This window comes from Bacteroides sp. B1-V-101, assembly GCF_023656585.1.
Taxonomy (GTDB): Bacteria; Bacteroidota; Bacteroidia; order Bacteroidales; family Bacteroidaceae; genus Bacteroides; species Bacteroides thetaiotaomicron.
Genome location: NZ_JAMOKH010000008.1, coordinates 113,361 through 131,273, shown reverse-complemented (window position 1 = coordinate 131,273; position 17,913 = coordinate 113,361). Strand labels below are relative to the sequence as shown.

10 protein-coding genes are annotated in these 17,913 nt (G+C 40.6%); 9 read left to right on the top strand and 1 reads right to left on the bottom strand.

Annotated elements, in window-relative coordinates; all coding sequences use genetic code 11:
- The first annotated feature begins 126 nt into the window (after positions 1 to 126).
- The 5 genes from NBH01_RS08550 to NBH01_RS08535 all read left to right on the top strand — a co-directional run bounded on the left by NBH01_RS08550 (position 127) and on the right by NBH01_RS08535 (position 7,715).
- The gene (locus tag NBH01_RS08550; RefSeq protein ID WP_225678840.1) at positions 127 to 645 is read left to right on the top strand and encodes an HU family DNA-binding protein; all 519 of its coding nucleotides are present in this window, start codon (positions 127 to 129) and stop codon (positions 643 to 645) included.
- A gap of 188 nt (positions 646 to 833) precedes the next feature.
- Positions 834 to 965: a hypothetical protein gene (locus tag NBH01_RS26570; protein WP_255309861.1), complete on the top strand. Its 132-nt coding sequence runs from the start codon at positions 834 to 836 to the stop codon at positions 963 to 965.
- A gap of 5 nt (positions 966 to 970) precedes the next feature.
- On the top strand, positions 971 to 1,066 hold the full coding sequence (locus NBH01_RS08545) for a smalltalk protein (protein ID WP_022471753.1): 96 nt from the start codon (positions 971 to 973) through the stop codon (positions 1,064 to 1,066).
- A 114-nt stretch (positions 1,067 to 1,180) separates the two neighbouring features.
- Entirely contained in the window at positions 1,181 to 4,063 is a 2,883-nt protein-coding gene (locus NBH01_RS08540) for a hypothetical protein (RefSeq protein ID WP_225693759.1), read from the top strand.
- A complete protein-coding gene (locus tag NBH01_RS08535) occupies positions 4,038 to 7,715 on the top strand; it encodes an RHS repeat-associated core domain-containing protein (RefSeq protein ID WP_225678838.1) in 3,678 nt (1,225 codons plus the stop codon). The genes NBH01_RS08540 and NBH01_RS08535 overlap by 26 nt, the downstream gene beginning before the upstream one ends.
- On the opposite strand, the gene NBH01_RS08530 is transcribed toward NBH01_RS08535, so the two are convergent.
- Complete coding sequence (locus tag NBH01_RS08530) at positions 7,669 to 7,995, bottom strand: hypothetical protein (RefSeq protein ID WP_225678837.1); 327 nt, start codon at positions 7,993 to 7,995, stop codon at positions 7,669 to 7,671. The two genes, NBH01_RS08535 and NBH01_RS08530, sit on opposite strands and share 47 nt — an antisense overlap.
- A gap of 633 nt (positions 7,996 to 8,628) precedes the next feature.
- Here NBH01_RS08530 and NBH01_RS08525 point away from each other — a divergent pair.
- The 4 genes from NBH01_RS08525 to NBH01_RS08510 all read left to right on the top strand — a co-directional run bounded on the left by NBH01_RS08525 (position 8,629) and on the right by NBH01_RS08510 (position 17,888).
- Entirely contained in the window at positions 8,629 to 8,865 is a 237-nt protein-coding gene (locus NBH01_RS08525; RefSeq protein WP_225678836.1) for a hypothetical protein, read from the top strand.
- Between the two features lie 720 nt (positions 8,866 to 9,585).
- Complete coding sequence (locus tag NBH01_RS08520) at positions 9,586 to 11,646, top strand: acetate--CoA ligase family protein (protein WP_225678834.1); 2,061 nt, start codon at positions 9,586 to 9,588, stop codon at positions 11,644 to 11,646.
- Positions 11,647 to 11,745: 99 nt separating this feature from the next.
- On the top strand, positions 11,746 to 15,762 hold the full coding sequence (locus NBH01_RS08515; RefSeq protein WP_225720672.1) for a hybrid sensor histidine kinase/response regulator transcription factor: 4,017 nt from the start codon (positions 11,746 to 11,748) through the stop codon (positions 15,760 to 15,762).
- Positions 15,763 to 16,073: 311 nt separating this feature from the next.
- Complete coding sequence (locus tag NBH01_RS08510) at positions 16,074 to 17,888, top strand: glycoside hydrolase family 2 protein (protein WP_008767207.1); 1,815 nt, start codon at positions 16,074 to 16,076, stop codon at positions 17,886 to 17,888.
- Positions 17,889 to 17,913 lie beyond the last annotated feature (25 nt).

Sequence of the window (17,913 nt, the reverse complement as noted above, 5' to 3'; positions counted from 1 at the left end):
ACTAACTTATTAACGCACATTTCCGAAATCGCTTGTATAGCTCAAAATAAGCCCTTATATTTGCAGTGTCAATAAGCTTAACGACAGAAACTAATAAAAAGATTAATAACTAAAACTATTACAATTATGCCAGTATTATATAAACCTTTCCAGTCTAATCTGGAAGATAAAAAAAGTGGGAAGAAACTGTTTTATCCCCATGTAGTTCGTACAGGAAATATCAATTCCGCACAGCTTTCCAAAGAGATTGCCGCATATTCTTCCCTTTCTCCGGGTGATGTGAAAAATACGCTTGACAATCTGGTGACGGTGATGGCGCAGCATCTTCAGTCGTCCGAAAGCGTCAGCGTGGATGGCTTGGGAACGTTCCGCATGGTGATAAGTGCCCGTGGCCGGGGTGTTGAGACTGCCGACGAGGTGAGTGCTGCACAGGCTACGCTTACCGTCCGCTTCCAGCCTACCACGACGAAGAATCTGGACCGTACCACCGCTACCCGTTCTATGGTGACGGGTGCCAAGTGTGCCCGCTATGACAAGCTGGTCTCCGCGCCTGGTGACGGCGGATCGGTTGATGATCCGAATGACAAGCCTGGTGGTGGCAGCGATGGCGGAGATGATGGAGAAGCACCGGACCCGACAGTATAGCTTGTTCCTTCCTTCGCGGGAAGAAATATAAGACTAACGACTGAACTAAACTGTAAAACTGAAAACAAGGAAACAGGAAACAAACTAGAGCTAACTAAGGATAACCAGCTAAAGACTAACTAATGATAATTAGTTAAAGACTAGGAATTTAATAAGACAATCAACTAAACAGAGAATTATCAAATCACATGAGAACTATCAATTTGATCGTGGTGCATTGTTCCGCCACGCAGGGGAATCGTACGCTTTCTCCAGAGGAAAATACGGTAGGGACACAGAGTAAACTAAACTATTTAAAGAACGAGAAAGGAGGTAAATGATGGCAATGAAGAGATCTGTATGGGATATGATCCTGAAGGTGGTTATCGCGGTAGCGTCGGCTGTGGCAGGCGTATTGGGTGCTAATGCGATGAGTTTGTAAACACAGAGTTTGTGTGTTTCCGCTGTCTGAAAAATGGGTAAACTCACCAAGGCAGCGGAAATTCTTCAGTTATTTGACTATTATCTATTTATTAAAATAATCAATACAATGACAATGAAATTTATAATATACAGAAAAAGCTTGTTTCTTTCGTTTTTTCTATTTTATGTAAGTCATCTTTCCTTCGGGCAAAGTAATTTTTCCAGTTATGATATTTCTACAGGCTTTAGCAGTTATTGGCCTGCCTCCGTGTCGGCTTCCCAACTTTTTCGTAAATCGGCGGAAAAGATTGATTATGCTACCGGACGTGCTACTATCCGGATTCCTTTGTATGAGATCCGTACGGCAGACTTTGTTCTTCCGATTTCTATTTATTTTTCTACGGGTGGTATCACAACAAACCAATTGGCGGGTCAACTGGGAGCAGGTTGGCAATTGGAAGCTGAGCCTATGATCACTCGGCAGGTGCGCGGTATGCCCGACGAGTTTTATTTTCTGGCAGATAGTGCAGCACATCATGCGCAGAATAATGAATCTTATTTACTTCGTCTTGTCAATGGTCAGGCTGACTGTCAACAGGATATCTTCTATTATCGTCTCTTGTCTGGTAGTTCCAGTTTTATTTTGGAAGAATCTTCTGGGAGGTATTTCCGTCCTCATCTTTTAGTACAGGGAGGAGCACTTGTGACAGTTCCTACAGGGGGTGTGTCTTCTGATTTTTCTAATCCTATTTCTGTAACTGACCTTTCGGGCAATCGGTATGTTTTCGGTCAGGAAAGTTCCGCTCGTGAGCTCACCTTTCAGGGAGGATATGAGAGTGTCACTTCGTGGAAGGCATCGGAGATTATTTCTCCGAGGGGTGACCGTATTAGTTTTAGTTATTGGGACAAAGCACCGCAGGAATATCCGTTTACCCGTTATGATTTTTACAGGGTGGAAGATAATCTCCCTCCGTTGACTACAGATAGCAGTATCCCCCCACATCCGGGTTATTGGGTAGGTATTAACGGGAAAAAGAACTATTATTATATGTCCGGCACGGATATAGACCCGAATTCAGGTATTCCGATAGCTACATTTAAGAAATGGGACAAGGTGAATGATGTTCCCTATAGCACTCCTGGTAGCCGCATTTCTCCCCGTCCTGTGCAACGCATTAATTTTGCGGGCGGATCTGTACGTTTCAGTTATAGTACAGCTACCGGATTGTTGGAACGAATGGACGTGTATAGTGCTGATGATGTGATTCGCAGCGTTCGCTTTACCATGACTTCCACTTATCTCCCTTTCCTTTCCAAAGTCGAAATACTTGGTTCGGATGGAAAGAGTATCGGTTGTTACCAGTTAGGATATACTCCTTATAAAGAGGGTGATATGGAGGAACATTATAATCGTGGTATCGGTAACCAGTGGATTGAAAGCCTCAATGACTTGGTACCTACTCAGGATGTACTTATAAACAGGGATTCCGACCATCAGTCCTTCCGCTTTTCGTTAGGAAAGGGCGGTAATACCTATTTCCCTAGATATAGAGGAGAAGACTTGTATTTTGTTATTTATCCTTCTGGTGGACGTACTGAATATGAATATGAAAATGGCTTTGTTCACACCCCTATCGGCAGTCCGCTAGGTGCTGAGGTGGGCGTAAACCGTTTGGCATCTATTATCGAATATCCTGTTTGCGGTATTCCTGTCACCCGTGAATTTCGATACGGTGATACAGAATCACTTAACGGTGTTGGCTATGCCCGTTTTCCGATAGATAACAGTGCTTTTATGCAAGAATACAAATTGCATTATATCCTTTGTGACAAGTTAGGGCGCTATAGTTCCTGCTCATGCCGTGCCCGGTTGTATACCAATCAGAACTTGCTGAATGGAGATTGTTCCATCTATTATCCTTTTGTACAAGAAACGGTCAATGGAATCTCTACTCTTCATCACTTTCCATGTTATTCTTCTTTTCAACAGGGGGTAGAACCGCGCTATTCAGAGCCTATTGGTAATGCCCAATACCTATCTCTGGAAGATTCTTGTGCTCGTTGTAGTAATGGTCGCTTTCTTAGTATCCGTTATTTCTCTCGTCGCTTTGTTCGAAAGATGGTTTCCGAATTAAAAACCACTGCCCTTTTTGAGAATATAAATAATATGCAGGAGGTTGTTGGGCAAAGCCTTTCTATAAAGGAATTGTTTCTGGGAAGCTATCTCAAGGGAGATGTTGAAGTGCTGCAAGTAGAACCTGGTGAGGTCTCTTATCATGAGAAAAATCTTGACGGACACGATGTCGCTAGTAACAGTAAGGTTTACACTTATTCAGGAAGTTTTCCTGATTTGTTGCTCAGTATGTCCACAGATCGTGAACGTGTGGAATTTTCTTATCCCGGCGATGATCTTTCAAAAGCAGCACACGTGTTGATGAAAGCGAATAATGAACAGAATATACCAGTAGAGATCTGTCATTATGTGGACGGTGTATTACGTAAACGCTTGGTTTATGACTACGAGCCAGACGAGAGAACTGTGAGTGGTTATAGTCTTTCTGCTATTTGTGAGTCTACAGATGTATCGGGAAACTCTCTGCGTGTGGTAGAGCAATATAGTCAATACCTGCGTTGTGGTAAACCCTCGCAAGTGACCCGACAAGATGGGACAACCGTAGGTGTTGTCTGGGGGTATGGCGGACTTCATCCTATTGCCTTTGTCGAAGGGATGACTGCGAATGCGATAGCCTCGGCGGGTATTTCCCTGGAAGAGGTTGCCAGTTCACATACTATCGATGAGGGAGTCTATAAATGCTTGAATAATCTCCGGCACTCCAATCTCGAAGCCCGTGTGACCACTTTTCGCTACTTTCCTATGATTGGCATGGCCCAACGTACGGAACCCGACGGACGTTCGGAGACTTATTCTTATGATGCCGGTGCACGTCTTTCAAAAATAGAAAATAACCAACGAAAAACCATAACAACTTATGAATACCATGAAGCGAACCAATAATTTGGAGCGGAGCATTCTGTCAATTCTGTTCTTGCTCTTTTCATCTTTGACTGTATGTTGGGGACAATTAACCCGGGATATGGGAACCTATAGTGGGGCAGGTATGTCCAATAGCACGAGTGTTGCTATTGAAGAGTTGAATAGCGTTCAGCAACGTATCAATCTTTATTTTACCCTTGCAGGTAAACGAAGTATTGGGCTTTCTCTTTACGGACAAAAGATAGATGTTTGTACACAAACTCTTTATGGGATAATTGACGGAGAAGAAGTGGAATATCCTACTATTCCTATACGTGAACTGACCTCTCTTGATAATCTTTGTCCGGTGTCTTATCTGCCTGCCGGGAGATATGTGCTAAAGGTGAAAGTAGATACCTCACAACTTCGGTTGAGTGTTGCTTCACCGCCTTTACAGGGGGCTTTTCTTACAATGTTCCTTTACTCGAAGCCATTAGAGGAAGCTGACATTGTGGATGTTCCCCTTTATCTTCCCTGTGATTCGGAACCTGCTTACGGGGACGATCCGACTGTAGGAATAACTTCTTCACGCAGTTATATTCTCACTCGGCAGATGTTATCTGATATAGGCACTTCCTGGCAGGAACAGGTGGAATATTTCGACGGACTCGGACGTCCGGTACAGACAGTGCTTAAGGGGGCTACCCCTAATGGTTGTGATCTTGCTGATTTTACGGATTATGATAGTCGTGGAAATGTATGGCGACGATGGAAATCGATTCCTGTGGTTGGTTTTAGTGGCGCATTCATCAATAATCTTCCGCTAAAAGCCTCTATGGTGTGTGGTGATACACGTCCTTATTCGGAGGCGGTTTACGCAAATTACCAGCAAGAGGCTCCTGCGCGCTCCGTTGGTTTGGGAGAAAGCTGGAAAGGCCACGCTTCTCATTCGTTTCGTAAGACAAATAGTAAGGAAACCCCATTTGATTGTGCATATTTGACGGTTTCTTCCAATGGTCTTCCGGTGCGTGAGGGAAACTGGGCAGACGGCGAACTCTCCGTTATTCATCAAACAGATGAAGACGATAATGAGCGTTTGATTTTTATTGATAAGCTGGGACGTATTATTTTGGAACGTGCTTTGTGTGATTCTATCAAACATGATACTTATTATGTTTATGATCTTCGAGGTGATTTACGTTGTGTGCTTCCTCCATCGCTGGATGCGGATAGTATCACCAGTGAACAGTTTCTTCAATTTGGGTATGCTTATACCTACGATGGACTTCATCGTTTGACAAAGAAACGTTTGCCCGGATGTGGTTGGCAATCCTTCAGTTATGACGATGCTGATCGTAAGATATTCAGCCGTGATGCTCGGCAGGCTGCTCTCGGAGAGTATTCCTTTTCTATTCCGGACAGTCGGGGACGTGAGGTGGTGAGCGGCATATGTTCCGGTGCTTTTTCTTTTCCATTTTCTTCCGGTGTTGTGAAAGCCTCTTTCGAGCTGACAGGTAATAGTGTGGCTGGCACAGGATATACGTTTTGGGGTATATCAATAATGCCGTCTTCTTTACTTAATGTGAATTATTACGATACGTATGATTTTTTGCTGCTTCCTTCTCTAGCAGTTTGTGCCGATTCTTTGGCTTACAGGATGGTGAGTGGTTATACGGAACAGTATACGAATCCTTCTGCTCCGGCTACTTCTGCTTTCGGAAGGCTCACGGGCAATCGCACTTACCTTCTTGATACTGGTGAGGAAATTTTGACTGCTTATTATTATGATGATTGCGGAAACGTGGTTCAAAGCCGTTCTACCAATCATTTAGGTGGGTATGATTCGGATTTCTTTGCTTATACTTTTAGTGGTAAACTTAAGAAACATTACCATATTCATACTGTCCCGGACAAACTTTCTCAGACGGAACTATACACTTATGAGTATGATCATTCCGATCGTTTGGTTTCTGTTTCCCATTCGGCGAACGGCTGTCCTCCGGTGTATTTGATGCAACATAGTTATGATGAGTTTTGTCGCTTACATTCTACGAGCTTTCATAATGGTGCAGACTCCCTGCTGTATGCTTATAATGTCCGTGACTGGCTGACTGGGATCGATAGCGGCAAATTCTCTGAGAACCTTTATTACGCTACCGGTCCGGGTACTCCCTGTTATAATGGAAATATCAGCAGTGTGGCATGGCATTCGGGCACTGATGCTGCAACGCGAGGCTATCAATTTACGTATGACGAATTGAATCGCCTGATGAATGCAGAATATGGTGAAGGCGGTAGCCTTCTACAGAATTCTGGTCGTTTCAATGAACAGGTAACAGGTTATGATAGAGTGGGTAATATCCTTGGTCTAAAGCGTTATGGTCAGACTACCTCTACCGGTTATGGGCTGGTGGATAACCTTTCATTAACCTATAATGGCAACCAGCTGAAGAAGGTGACGGATACTGCTACGGGGAGTGTTTATGGTAATGGCTTTGAATTTAAGAACGGTGCTAACAAGGATATTGAATACGAATATGATGAAAATGGTAATCTGACAAAAGATTTGAATAAGAATATGTTGGATATTCAATATAATTGTTTAAATTTACCGAGTCGGATCGAGTTTGCTAACGGGAATACCATTTCTTATGTTTATGATGCAAGCGGTATGAAGCTTCGTACTGTACACTTAATAAATGGAGTTACTACTACGGCTGACTATTGCGGCAATGTGGTCTATGAAAATGGTGTTGCCAAAGCGCTTCTGACTGAGGCTGGTTATATTACTTTGAGTGATAACAAGTATCATTATTACTTAAAAGACCATCAAGGTAATAACCGTGTGGTTATATCTCAGGATGGGACAACAGAGGAGGTGAATCATTATTATCCTTTTGGGGGATTGATGAGTAATTCATTTGCTAATAATGTCCAGCCTTATAAGTATAATGGCAAGGAGCTGGACAGGAAGAGTGATCTGGATTGGTATGATTATGGTGCGCGGATGTATGATGCTGCGTTAGGAAGATGGCATATAGTGGATCCGAGAGCAGAAAAATATAGCGCGTTGAGTCCATATGTATATTGCGACAATAATCCAATACGAAACCTAGATTTAAAAGGAGACTCTATAACAGTCCTCAATTTAGGGGCAGGAACAAACCAACATATGGCTATATTAATCCAAAATGATGCAGGTAAATGGCAGTATTTTTCCGTGAATGGGGATAATGTTTATTCATCAGGTAGTCACACAGGAGGTCGGAAATTTGATGATATTGCTGTCGGAGAGTGGGATAGTCCGCAACTATTCATGGATAGTCAATATAATTCGGAGGGTGGTAAGAGTGATGAAAACTCCAATAGCTATGGATATTCGGAAGGATATATTATACCTACCACACCTGAACAGGATGGGATTATAAGGGAGAAATTTGTGAATATTAGTAGGAATGAGTCATATGATCTTTTAGTGAACAATTGTGCTACAGCAGTACAAAAATCTTTGGAGTCTGGAGGAGTTAAAGCATACCATCATAAACGAAAAAATGCTCAAATCAGAATGATACGCTCTACTTCCGCTTTCAATTTAGGAGCTCCTAAAGGTGGAAGATCTATAATTCCTAGTACTGCGTTTCAGTCAATTATAATACATAATCCGAAAGGAAAATTAATTCATAAAAGGCAATGAAAAAAATAAAAATCACCCCAATTCTATTATTTTCTCCTATATCAATAGTATTATATATATATATTATTAGATCGAGAGTTTGGACATCTTTTAGCCATGCTTTTATAATAGGATTTGTATTCATTGTATTAGCTATTCTTCTTTTAGATAGATCAATAGTTGGGCAATTCAATTTGAGAAAGATTTGGATAGTAGAAATTATTTTTATTATATTGGCTGTTGTTCTTTTTTTTAGTAAATGTACTGATAACTTTTGATCCAATATGATTGTCTTATTCATACGGTTAGACTATTTAAAATAAATGCAAATATTTAGGGGTATATCTAATGTCTTACCCTGTTATAAGTTGCCTAAAACAAATTATAACAGGGTGGTTTTGCTTTCAGATATTTGTATGAAATGTAATTGGCTATTGCTAGCAGTATGACGGTCTTCACCGGTTGATGGAGAAGAAGCTTCCCGGCTGTCATCATATGCTGACTCTTTGGCTTACAGGATGGTGAGTGGTTATACGGAACGGTATACGAATCCTCCAGCTCCGGCTACTTCTGCTTTCGGAAGGCTCACGGGCAATCGTACTTACCTTCTTGATATTGGTGAGGAAATTTTGATTGCTTATTATTATGATGATTGCGAAAACGTGGTTCAAAGCCGTTCTACCAATCATTTAGGTGGTTATGATTCGAATTTCTTTGCTTATACTTTAGTGGTAAACTTAAGAAACATTACCATATTCATACTGTCCCGGGCAAACTTTCTCAGACGGAACTATACACTTATGAGTATGATCATTCCGATCGTTTGGTTTCTGTTTCCCATTCGGTGAACGGTTGTTCTCCGGTGTATTTGATGCAACATAATTATGATGAGTTTTGCCGCCTGTCCGGTATATTATTTCACAATGGGAGAATAATGGTAGAGTATACTTATAATGTCCGTGACTGGATGACACGTATTAGCAGTACTGAGTTTAATCAAACCTTACATTATACGGATGGTCCTGGCACTCTCCTATATAACGGGAATATCAGTAGTATGACATGGAGTGCTGGGAATACATCGGTGGTAAAAGGGTATACATTTATTTATGATGGGCTTAACCGCTTGCGGGATGCCGTGTATGGTGAAGGTAGTTTTTCCCTGATATAAGCTGTTTGAATTACGGCTTGTATTAGGGAATTTCTTTATTATCTTTATGGATTGATATTTTGATGTAATTGATATCCTTATAAATATGGATGATCATGCACGTCTTGTCAGAGTGCCGTATTGTAGGGGAGTAATCTTAGAAGTGGTGCTTATAGATAATTTGAATGATGATTTGGGATATTTATCTCGTAAGAGGTTACATAACGGTTTGTTGAATATATCTTATTCGTATAATGTTCCTAGAAATATTTAGAATACGATGATAGACTGATATTTGATATAATTCTAAAGTTAGCGATGATCTTGTGTGGTGGTAATACGTTTGAGTATGACAAAAACTATGTAAAAAGTGTTGAGTTTGAAAAATGTTTAGTTGTTTGCTGTGTATAAAGAACGAACTCATACTTTTTTAAAGATAGAAATCTGATTACAGATATGGTAATAACTTTGTTGTTTTGAGTGCTTTCTCTGATTAACATAGAGCTATTCTTTAAAAAGTTGACTAAAAGACCATCAATTAATATCAGGATGAACTTATAGAATGAGAGGAACGTAGTAAATGAGTATGAATTGACCAAAAAGTTAGCTTATGATAGAATAACCCAAATGTTTTCATCTGTTTTTAAGGGCTTCTACCCATAATTCTCTTCTTTTTCTTTCTTTTTTCTCGCAGGAAAGAATATATTTGTATCCTAGTTTAAACGAAAACCAGTGTATGATATGATAACAACCCAGTTGCTTCGTCCCGAGAGTATAGTTGTAGTAGGGGCTTCGAATAATGTACATAAGCCGGGTGGCGCTATATTGAAGAATCTGATAAACGGAGGTTATCAGGGAGAACTCCGGGCTGTGAACCCGAAGGAGACAGAAGTGCAGGGAGTTCCTGCCTTTGCAGATGTAAAAGAATTGCCTGATACCGATCTGGCTGTGTTGGCTGTTCCGGCTGTGATGTGTCCGGATATAGTAGAGACACTGGCAAGCGAGAAGCAGACGCGGGCGTTTATCATACTCTCTGCCGGATTTGGTGAAGAGACACACGAAGGAGCACTGCTGGAAGAACGTATACTGGAAAGTGTCAACAAATATGGTGCTTCACTGATTGGTCCGAACTGCATCGGACTGATGAATACATGGCATCATAGCGTCTTCAGCCAACCTATTCCGAACTTGAACTCAAAAGGAGTCGATCTGATCTCCAGCTCCGGTGCTACTGCAGTCTTTATTCTTGAAAGTGCGGTGACAAAAGGGTTGCAGTTCAATTCTGTCTGGTCGGTAGGAAATGCCAAGCAGATTGGTGTGGAAGATGTGCTGCAATTTATGGACGAGAACTTTGATCCGGAGAAAGATTCCCGTATCAAGTTACTCTATATTGAAAGTATTCATAATCCGGACAGATTGCTCTTCCATGCTTCTTCATTGATAAGGAAAGGCTGTAAGATTGCAGCGATAAAAGCAGGAAGTTCGGAGAGCGGGAGCCGGGCGGCTTCTTCACATACAGGAGCGATTGCCAGTTCCGATTCGGCTGTAGAGGCGCTGTTCCGTAAAGCCGGGATTGTGCGTTGCTTTTCGCGCGAAGAGCTGACTACCGTTGGTTGTATTTTCACCCTCCCCGAACTGAAAGGGAAAAACTTTGCCATCATTACTCATGCCGGAGGTCCGGGAGTAATGCTGACGGATGCCTTGAGCAAAGGCGGACTGAATGTCCCTAAGCTGGAAGGTGAACTAGCGGAAGAACTGAAAGCCCAACTCTTCCCCGGAGCTTCCGTAGGAAATCCGATTGACATCCTTGCCACCGGTACACCTGATCATTTGCGTATCTGCATCGACTATTGCGAAGAAAAATTAGACAATATAGATGCTATCCTGGCTATCTTTGGCACACCCGGACTGGTGACCATGTTTGAAATGTACGATGTCCTTCATGAAAAGATGCAGACCTGCCGCAAACCTATATTCCCTGTTCTTCCCTCCATCAATACAGCAGGAGCGGAAGTGGCGGCATTCCTTGCCAAAGGACACGTGAACTTTTCCGACGAAGTGACTTTGGGAACTGCACTGTCTCGCATTGTCAACGCCCCGAAACCGGCGGTGCCTGAGATTGAACTGTTCGGAGTCGATGTACCGAGAATCCGTCGTATCATTGATTCCATCCCGGAGAATGGATATATCGAACCTCATTATGTGCAGGCATTGCTGCACGCAGCCGGTATTTCATTGGTCGATGAATTTGTTTCCAATAAAAAGGAGGAAGTCGTGGATTTTGCCCGTCGATGTGGATTCCCGGTAGTAGCCAAAGTAGTAGGTCCTGTGCATAAATCGGATGTCGGTGGTGTAGTACTGAACATTAAAGGGGAACAGCATCTGGCACTTGAATTTGACCGTATGATGCAGATTCCCGATGCAAAAGCGATCATGGTTCAACCTATGCTCAAAGGCACAGAACTTTTTATTGGTGCAAAATATGAAGAAAAGTTCGGGCACGTGGTACTCTGCGGTTTGGGCGGCATTTTTGTGGAAGTCCTGAAAGATGTATCTTCCGGCTTGGCACCCCTTTCTTATGAGGAGGCTTATTCAATGATTCGCTCCTTACGCGCCTATAAAATTATCCAGGGAACCCGTGGACAAAAGGGAGTAAACGAGGATAAATTTGCTGAAATTATCGTTCGTTTGTCTACCTTGCTCCGGTTTGCAACAGAAATCAAAGAAATGGACATAAACCCGCTCCTGGCCACTGAGAAGGCGGTTATAGCGGTGGATGCGCGTATCCGAATAGAAAAATAGGACTATTTTTCTATTCATTGGGACATATTTTCTATTATTCAGTTGTTATTTTGTCTACATTTGATTAGTTGAATAAAGGAGCCTTATAAAACTGAATATATGAAGAAAATTATTATAACGTTTGTTGCTTTGATAATTGGACTTATTTGCCGTGCACAAACGATAGATGAACATTATTATTTTAAAAGCCTTAGTAGCCAGAATGGATTGTCGCAAAACACAGTAAGTGCTATCTTGCAGGATTCGAAAGGCTTTATGTGGTTTGGCACGAAAGATGGATTGGACAGATATGATGGCGTATCGTTCCGGCATTTTAAATATGATAGAACCAATCCGCGAAGTCTCGGCAATAATTTTGTGACTTCTCTTTATGAAGATGTCGAGGGAAATATATGGGTAGGGACAGATGTAGGAGTATATATCTATTATCCTGAAAAAGATACTTTTCGTCATTTCGTAGAATTAAGTGATAAAAATACAAGGATAGAACGGGCTGTTGCCATGATTTCAGGGGACAAACAAGGACGTATCTGGATAGCTTCAGAGGCGCAAAATCTATTTTGTTATGACTTAAAAGAACAAAGTTTACGAAACTATATTTTGACTGAACATTCATTGGTTTCTACTAACGTGAAATGTTTGACAGTTGATAATAGCGGTACTATATGGATTGGATTCTACGGAGATGGACTATTTTATTCGAAAGATAATTTGAAAACTCTTCACCCCTATCTGTCACCTGTTGATAATGAAGAAACTTATAATGATGATGTTGTTAGTAAAATAGTATCAGGGGCATACAATTGTTTATATATCAGTTCTTTAAAAGGAGGGGTGAAAGAACTGAATTTGACTTCGGGCAAATTGAGGGACTTGTTGCTGAAAGACGAAAACAATGAGTCTATTTATTGTCGGACTCTACTTGTATATACCGATAATGAGTTGTGGATAGGGACGGAATCAGGTGTTTATATTTATAATCTTCGTACGGAAAAGTATACGCATTTGCGTAGTTCCGAATATGATCCTTATTCTTTATCAGACAATGCTATTTATTCGTTTTGTAAGGACCGTGAAGATGGGATATGGATTGGCTCATATTTTGGAGGAGTAAATTATTATCCTCGTTCGTATACTTATTTTGAGAAGTATTATCCGAAAGGAATAGAAAATAGTCTGCATGGTAAGCGGGTACGTGAATTTTGTCGGGATAGTCAAGGTATATTATGGATTGGTACTGAGGATGGTGGATTAAATCGTTTCAATCTGAAAACGAAAGACTTTTCTTTTTTTGCTCCTAGTGCAGGATTTACGAATATACATGGACTTTGTTTAGTGGATGATAAACTTTGGGTAGGTACATTCTCTAAGGGGCTAAAGGTGATAGACACCCGTTCAGGTGTTGTTTTAAAAACATATCAAAAAAATGATTCTCCCCGTTCTTTGATTGATAATAGTATTTTTGCAATCTGTAAAACAGCTACAGGTGATATTTATTTGGGAACTATGTTTGGGTTGGTACGATACAATAAGCAATCGGATGACTTTGATCGCATACCGGAACTAAACGGGAAATTTATATATGATATAAAAGAAGATTCTGCCGGTAATATCTGGCTGGCAACTTATGCTAACGGAGTATATTGTTATAATGTGAACGATCGGAAGTGGAAGAACTATGTGCATGATGATAAAGATAATACAAGTCTTCCATATAATAAAGTATCGAGTGTTTTTGAAGATTCCCATCGTCAAATTTGGTTGACGACTCAAGGGGGAGGATTCTGTATATTTCATCCGGAGTCGGAGACTTTTACGAGTTATAACTCTACTAATGGATTGCCTAGTGATGTTGTTTATCAGATTGTAGAAGATAAAGAAGGGCAGCTATGGCTGACAACTAATAATGGTTTGGTTTGTTTCCAGCCAAATACTGAGGCTATGAAAGTGTATACTACTGCGAATGGTTTGTTGGGAGATCAGTTCAACTATCGCTCTAGTTTTGAAGATGAGAATGGAATGATTTACTTTGGGGGAATTGACGGTTTTATTGCTTTTAATCCTAAAGATTTCTCAGAGAATAAGAATCTTCCTACAGTAGTAATAACTGATTTTCTGTTGTTTAATAAGGAAGTGTATGCAGATGAGCCAAATTCTCCTTTGGAAAAGAGTATAACTTTCTCTGATAAGATAGTACTTCGGGCTGATCAGAACTCCTTCTCTTTTCGTATTTCAGCTCTAGGTTATCAAGCTCCGAGAATGAATAAATTGAAGTATAAATTAGAAGGATTTGACGATGAGTGGCTATCTGTAGGCGAAAGCCCGCTGATAACTTATTCTAATCTGCGTTATGGTCATTATATATTTCGGGTAAAGGCCGCCAATAGCAATGGGGTATGGAATAGTAATGAAATCTCGTTAAGTATCCAGATTCTACCTCCTTTTTATCTTTCTGTTTGGGCTTATTGCATTTATGTACTTTTGATTATTGGATGTTCTGTCTATTTGGTTCTTTATTTTAAGCGTCGCACCAATAGAAAGCATCGTCGTCAAATGGAAAAATTTGAGCAGGAAAAGGAACGGGAAGTGTATAATGCCAAAATAGATTTTTTCACCAATGTAGCGCACGAGATACGTACTCCTTTGACGTTGATTAATGGTCCGTTGGAAAATATTCTTTTGAAAAAGTCAGTGGACTCGGAGACGCGTGAAGACTTGAATATAATGAAGCAGAACACAGAACGGCTACTAAGTCTGACGAACCAATTGTTGGATTTCCGCAAGACGGAGAGTCAGGGTTTCCGATTGAACTTTGCTGAATGTAATATTACGGAGGTATTGAAAGAAACTCATAAACGTTTTACTTCTCTGGCGAAGCAAAGAGAATTGGATTTCATTCTAAATGTACCAGTACAGGATTTCTATGCTCATGTAAATAAGGAGGCTTTTACTAAAATTGTTAGTAATCTGCTGAATAATGCTGTGAAATATGCAGAAACGTATGTGCATGTGTACTTGGAAATAAATGGGACGGGAGAAAATAAGATGTTTTATATTCGTTCTGTGAATGACGGAGTAATTATCCCGAATGAAATGAAGGAAGAGATTTTTAAACCTTTTGTTCGCTTTAATGAGAAGGAAGATGGTAAAGTTACTACCGGAACGGGAATTGGATTGGCTCTTTCGCGTTCATTGGCTGAATTGCATCGAGGAAACTTGACGATGTTGGAAAGTGAAGAAGCTAATGTTTTTTGTTTGTCGCTGCCTGTAGAACAGGATAGTGTGATAAAACTAGCTTCAGAACATAAATCTGTGGAAGAGAGTAAAACGGTAGAACGTCGGATAGAACAGGGGGAAAGTAAGGCAAATAGGCCTGTGATACTGGTAGCGGATGATAATCAGGATATGCTGTCTTTTGTTGTTCGCCAATTGGAAGATAATTACATCGTTTTGACTGCAAAAGATGGATTGGAAGCATTGGAAGTGCTGGATAATCAGGAAGTCACATTGGTGGTAAGTGATGTTGTAATGCCTCGTATGGATGGATTTGAGTTGTGCAAGGTGGTTAAGTCTAAACTGGATTATAGTCATATTCCGGTGATTCTGCTTACTGCTAAAACAAATATTCAATCTAAGATAGAGGGATTGGAATTAGGGGCAGATGCGTATATTGAAAAACCTTTCTCTGTTGAATATCTACAGGCTTGCATCGCTAATCTGATTAATAGTCGTGAGAAATTGCGTCAGGCTTTTGCACAATCGCCTTTTGTTGCGGCCAATACGATGGCTTTGACAAAAGCTGATGAAGAATTTATGAAAAAACTAAATGAAATCATTCAGGGTAATTTTCATAATCCTGATTTTAGTATGGATGATATAATCGATTCATTGAATATGAGTCGCTCTAATTTTTATCGGAAAATAAAAGGAGTACTTGATCTGAGCCCGAATGAATACTTGCGGTTGGAAAGGTTGAAACGAGCTGCCCAATTATTGAAAGAGGGGAATGGGCGTGTGAATGAGATTTGTTATATGGTAGGTTTTAACTCGCCTTCCTATTTTTCTAAATGTTTCCAGAAACAGTTTGGAGTATTGCCTAAAGACTTTGCCGGTTAGATAGTATCTCGTACATGCAGGATCTATATCCCCGTTGCATTGCGCATATATACACAATGTACAGGGCATATAGATCCTGCATATTGCGTATATATAGCTTATCTGCCTCTTTTTTTATTGCAATATTTTATGTGCTTTTATGTGGTATATGAAACAATTATCTCATTCCTGTTTCATTTGGTATAGATTTGCTATTCTTTCTTCTATTTGAGACATTATTGCGATTTATTGGGATATTTATATTACCCAAAAACTATCTCATCCGCTAATTTTGTCTGCGTCAATCAGTCGAAACAATAATCTAATTATATATGATCAAACATTTAACACTTTTGGGTACAGCTCTTTTATTCTCTTCTCAAATTTTATTGGCGCAGTGGAAACCTGCGGGAGATAAAATCAGAACTTTTTGGGCAGAAAAGGTCGATGTGAATAATGTATTGCCGGAATATCCGCGTCCTATTATGGAACGTTCGGATTGGCAGAATCTGAATGGGCTATGGAACTATGCCGTATTACCTTTAGGACAATCTGCTCCGACTACGTTTGATGGAAAGATATTAGTTCCTTTTGCTATTGAATCAAGTCTTTCCGGTGTAGGAAAAACTTTGGGGATGGAAAAAGAATTATGGTACCAACGTGCATTTAATATTCCTTCCAGTTGGAGAGGCAAGAGAGTATTGCTCCATTTTGGCGCAGTAGATTGGAAAACTGAAGTGTGGGTAAACAATATAAAAGTAGGTGAACATACCGGTGGTTTTACTCCGTTTACTTTTGATGTGACTGAAGCTTTGGAGAAATCAACGAATACCCTGACTGTTAAAGTCTGGGACCCTACAGATAAAGGATTTCAACCTCGGGGAAAGCAAGTTAGTAACCCTCGTGGCATTTGGTATACTCCGGTAAGCGGTATATGGCAGACTGTGTGGCTGGAACCGGTGTCCGAGCATTATATTGCAGGTATAAAGACAACTCCCGACATAGATACAAATAAAATAAAGGTAAAAGTTGAAACGGATAGCAATAGACAGTCGGATAGGCTGGAGGTAAAAGTGTTTGATGGAAAGCATCTGGTGGCTATGGGAACCTCTATAAATGGTTTGCCGGTTGAGATTCCCATGCCTGCTGATGCAAAGCTCTGGTCGCCGGATAGTCCTTTCCTGTATCAGATGGAAGTATCTTTGATTTCTGCGGGGAAACTGGTGGATCAGATAAAAAGCTATGTTGCTATGCGCAAGTATTCGATAAAAAGAGATGAACATGGTATTGTGCGTTTACAGTTGAATAATAAAGACTTGTTCCAGTTTGGTCCTTTAGATCAGGGATGGTGGCCGGACGGATTATATACGGCTCCTACAGATGAAGCTCTACGCTATGACATTGAGAAAACTAAGGATTTTGGTTTCAACATGATTCGTAAACATATCAAAGTAGAACCTGCACGTTGGTATACTTACTGTGACCAGATAGGGCTTATCGTATGGCAGGATATGCCTAGTGGAGATAAAAGCCCGGAGTGGCAAAACCGAAAATATTTTGAGGGAACGGAGTTGACTCGTTCTGCTGAATCGGAAGAGACGTATCGTAAAGAATGGAAGGAAGTGATTGATTGTCTTTATTCTTATCCTTGTATTGGTACTTGGGTACCATTCAATGAAGCATGGGGACAATTCAAGACACAGGAAATTGCCGAATGGACAAAGCAATATGACCCTTCCCGATTGGTAAATCCGGCAAGTGGAGGGAATCATTATACATGTGGTGATATGCTTGATTTACATCACTATCCGGGACCGGAGATGTTTCTGTATGATGCGCAAAGGGCTACAGTTTTAGGCGAATACGGAGGTATCGGACTGGTGTTGAAAGATCATCTCTGGGAGCCGAATCGTAATTGGGGATATATCCAGTTCAATACTTCCGCAGAAGCTACAGCAGAATATCTGAAATATGCCGGAATACTGAAAGATATGATTTCCCGTGGATTTTCTGCAGCTGTCTATACACAAACTACTGATGTTGAAGTCGAAGTAAATGGTTTAATGACTTATGACCGTAAAGTGATAAAACTCGATGAGTCAAAATTGAAGAAGATGAACACAGAGATTTGCAATTCTTTAAAATAACAACTAAATAGCAAAACTATATATT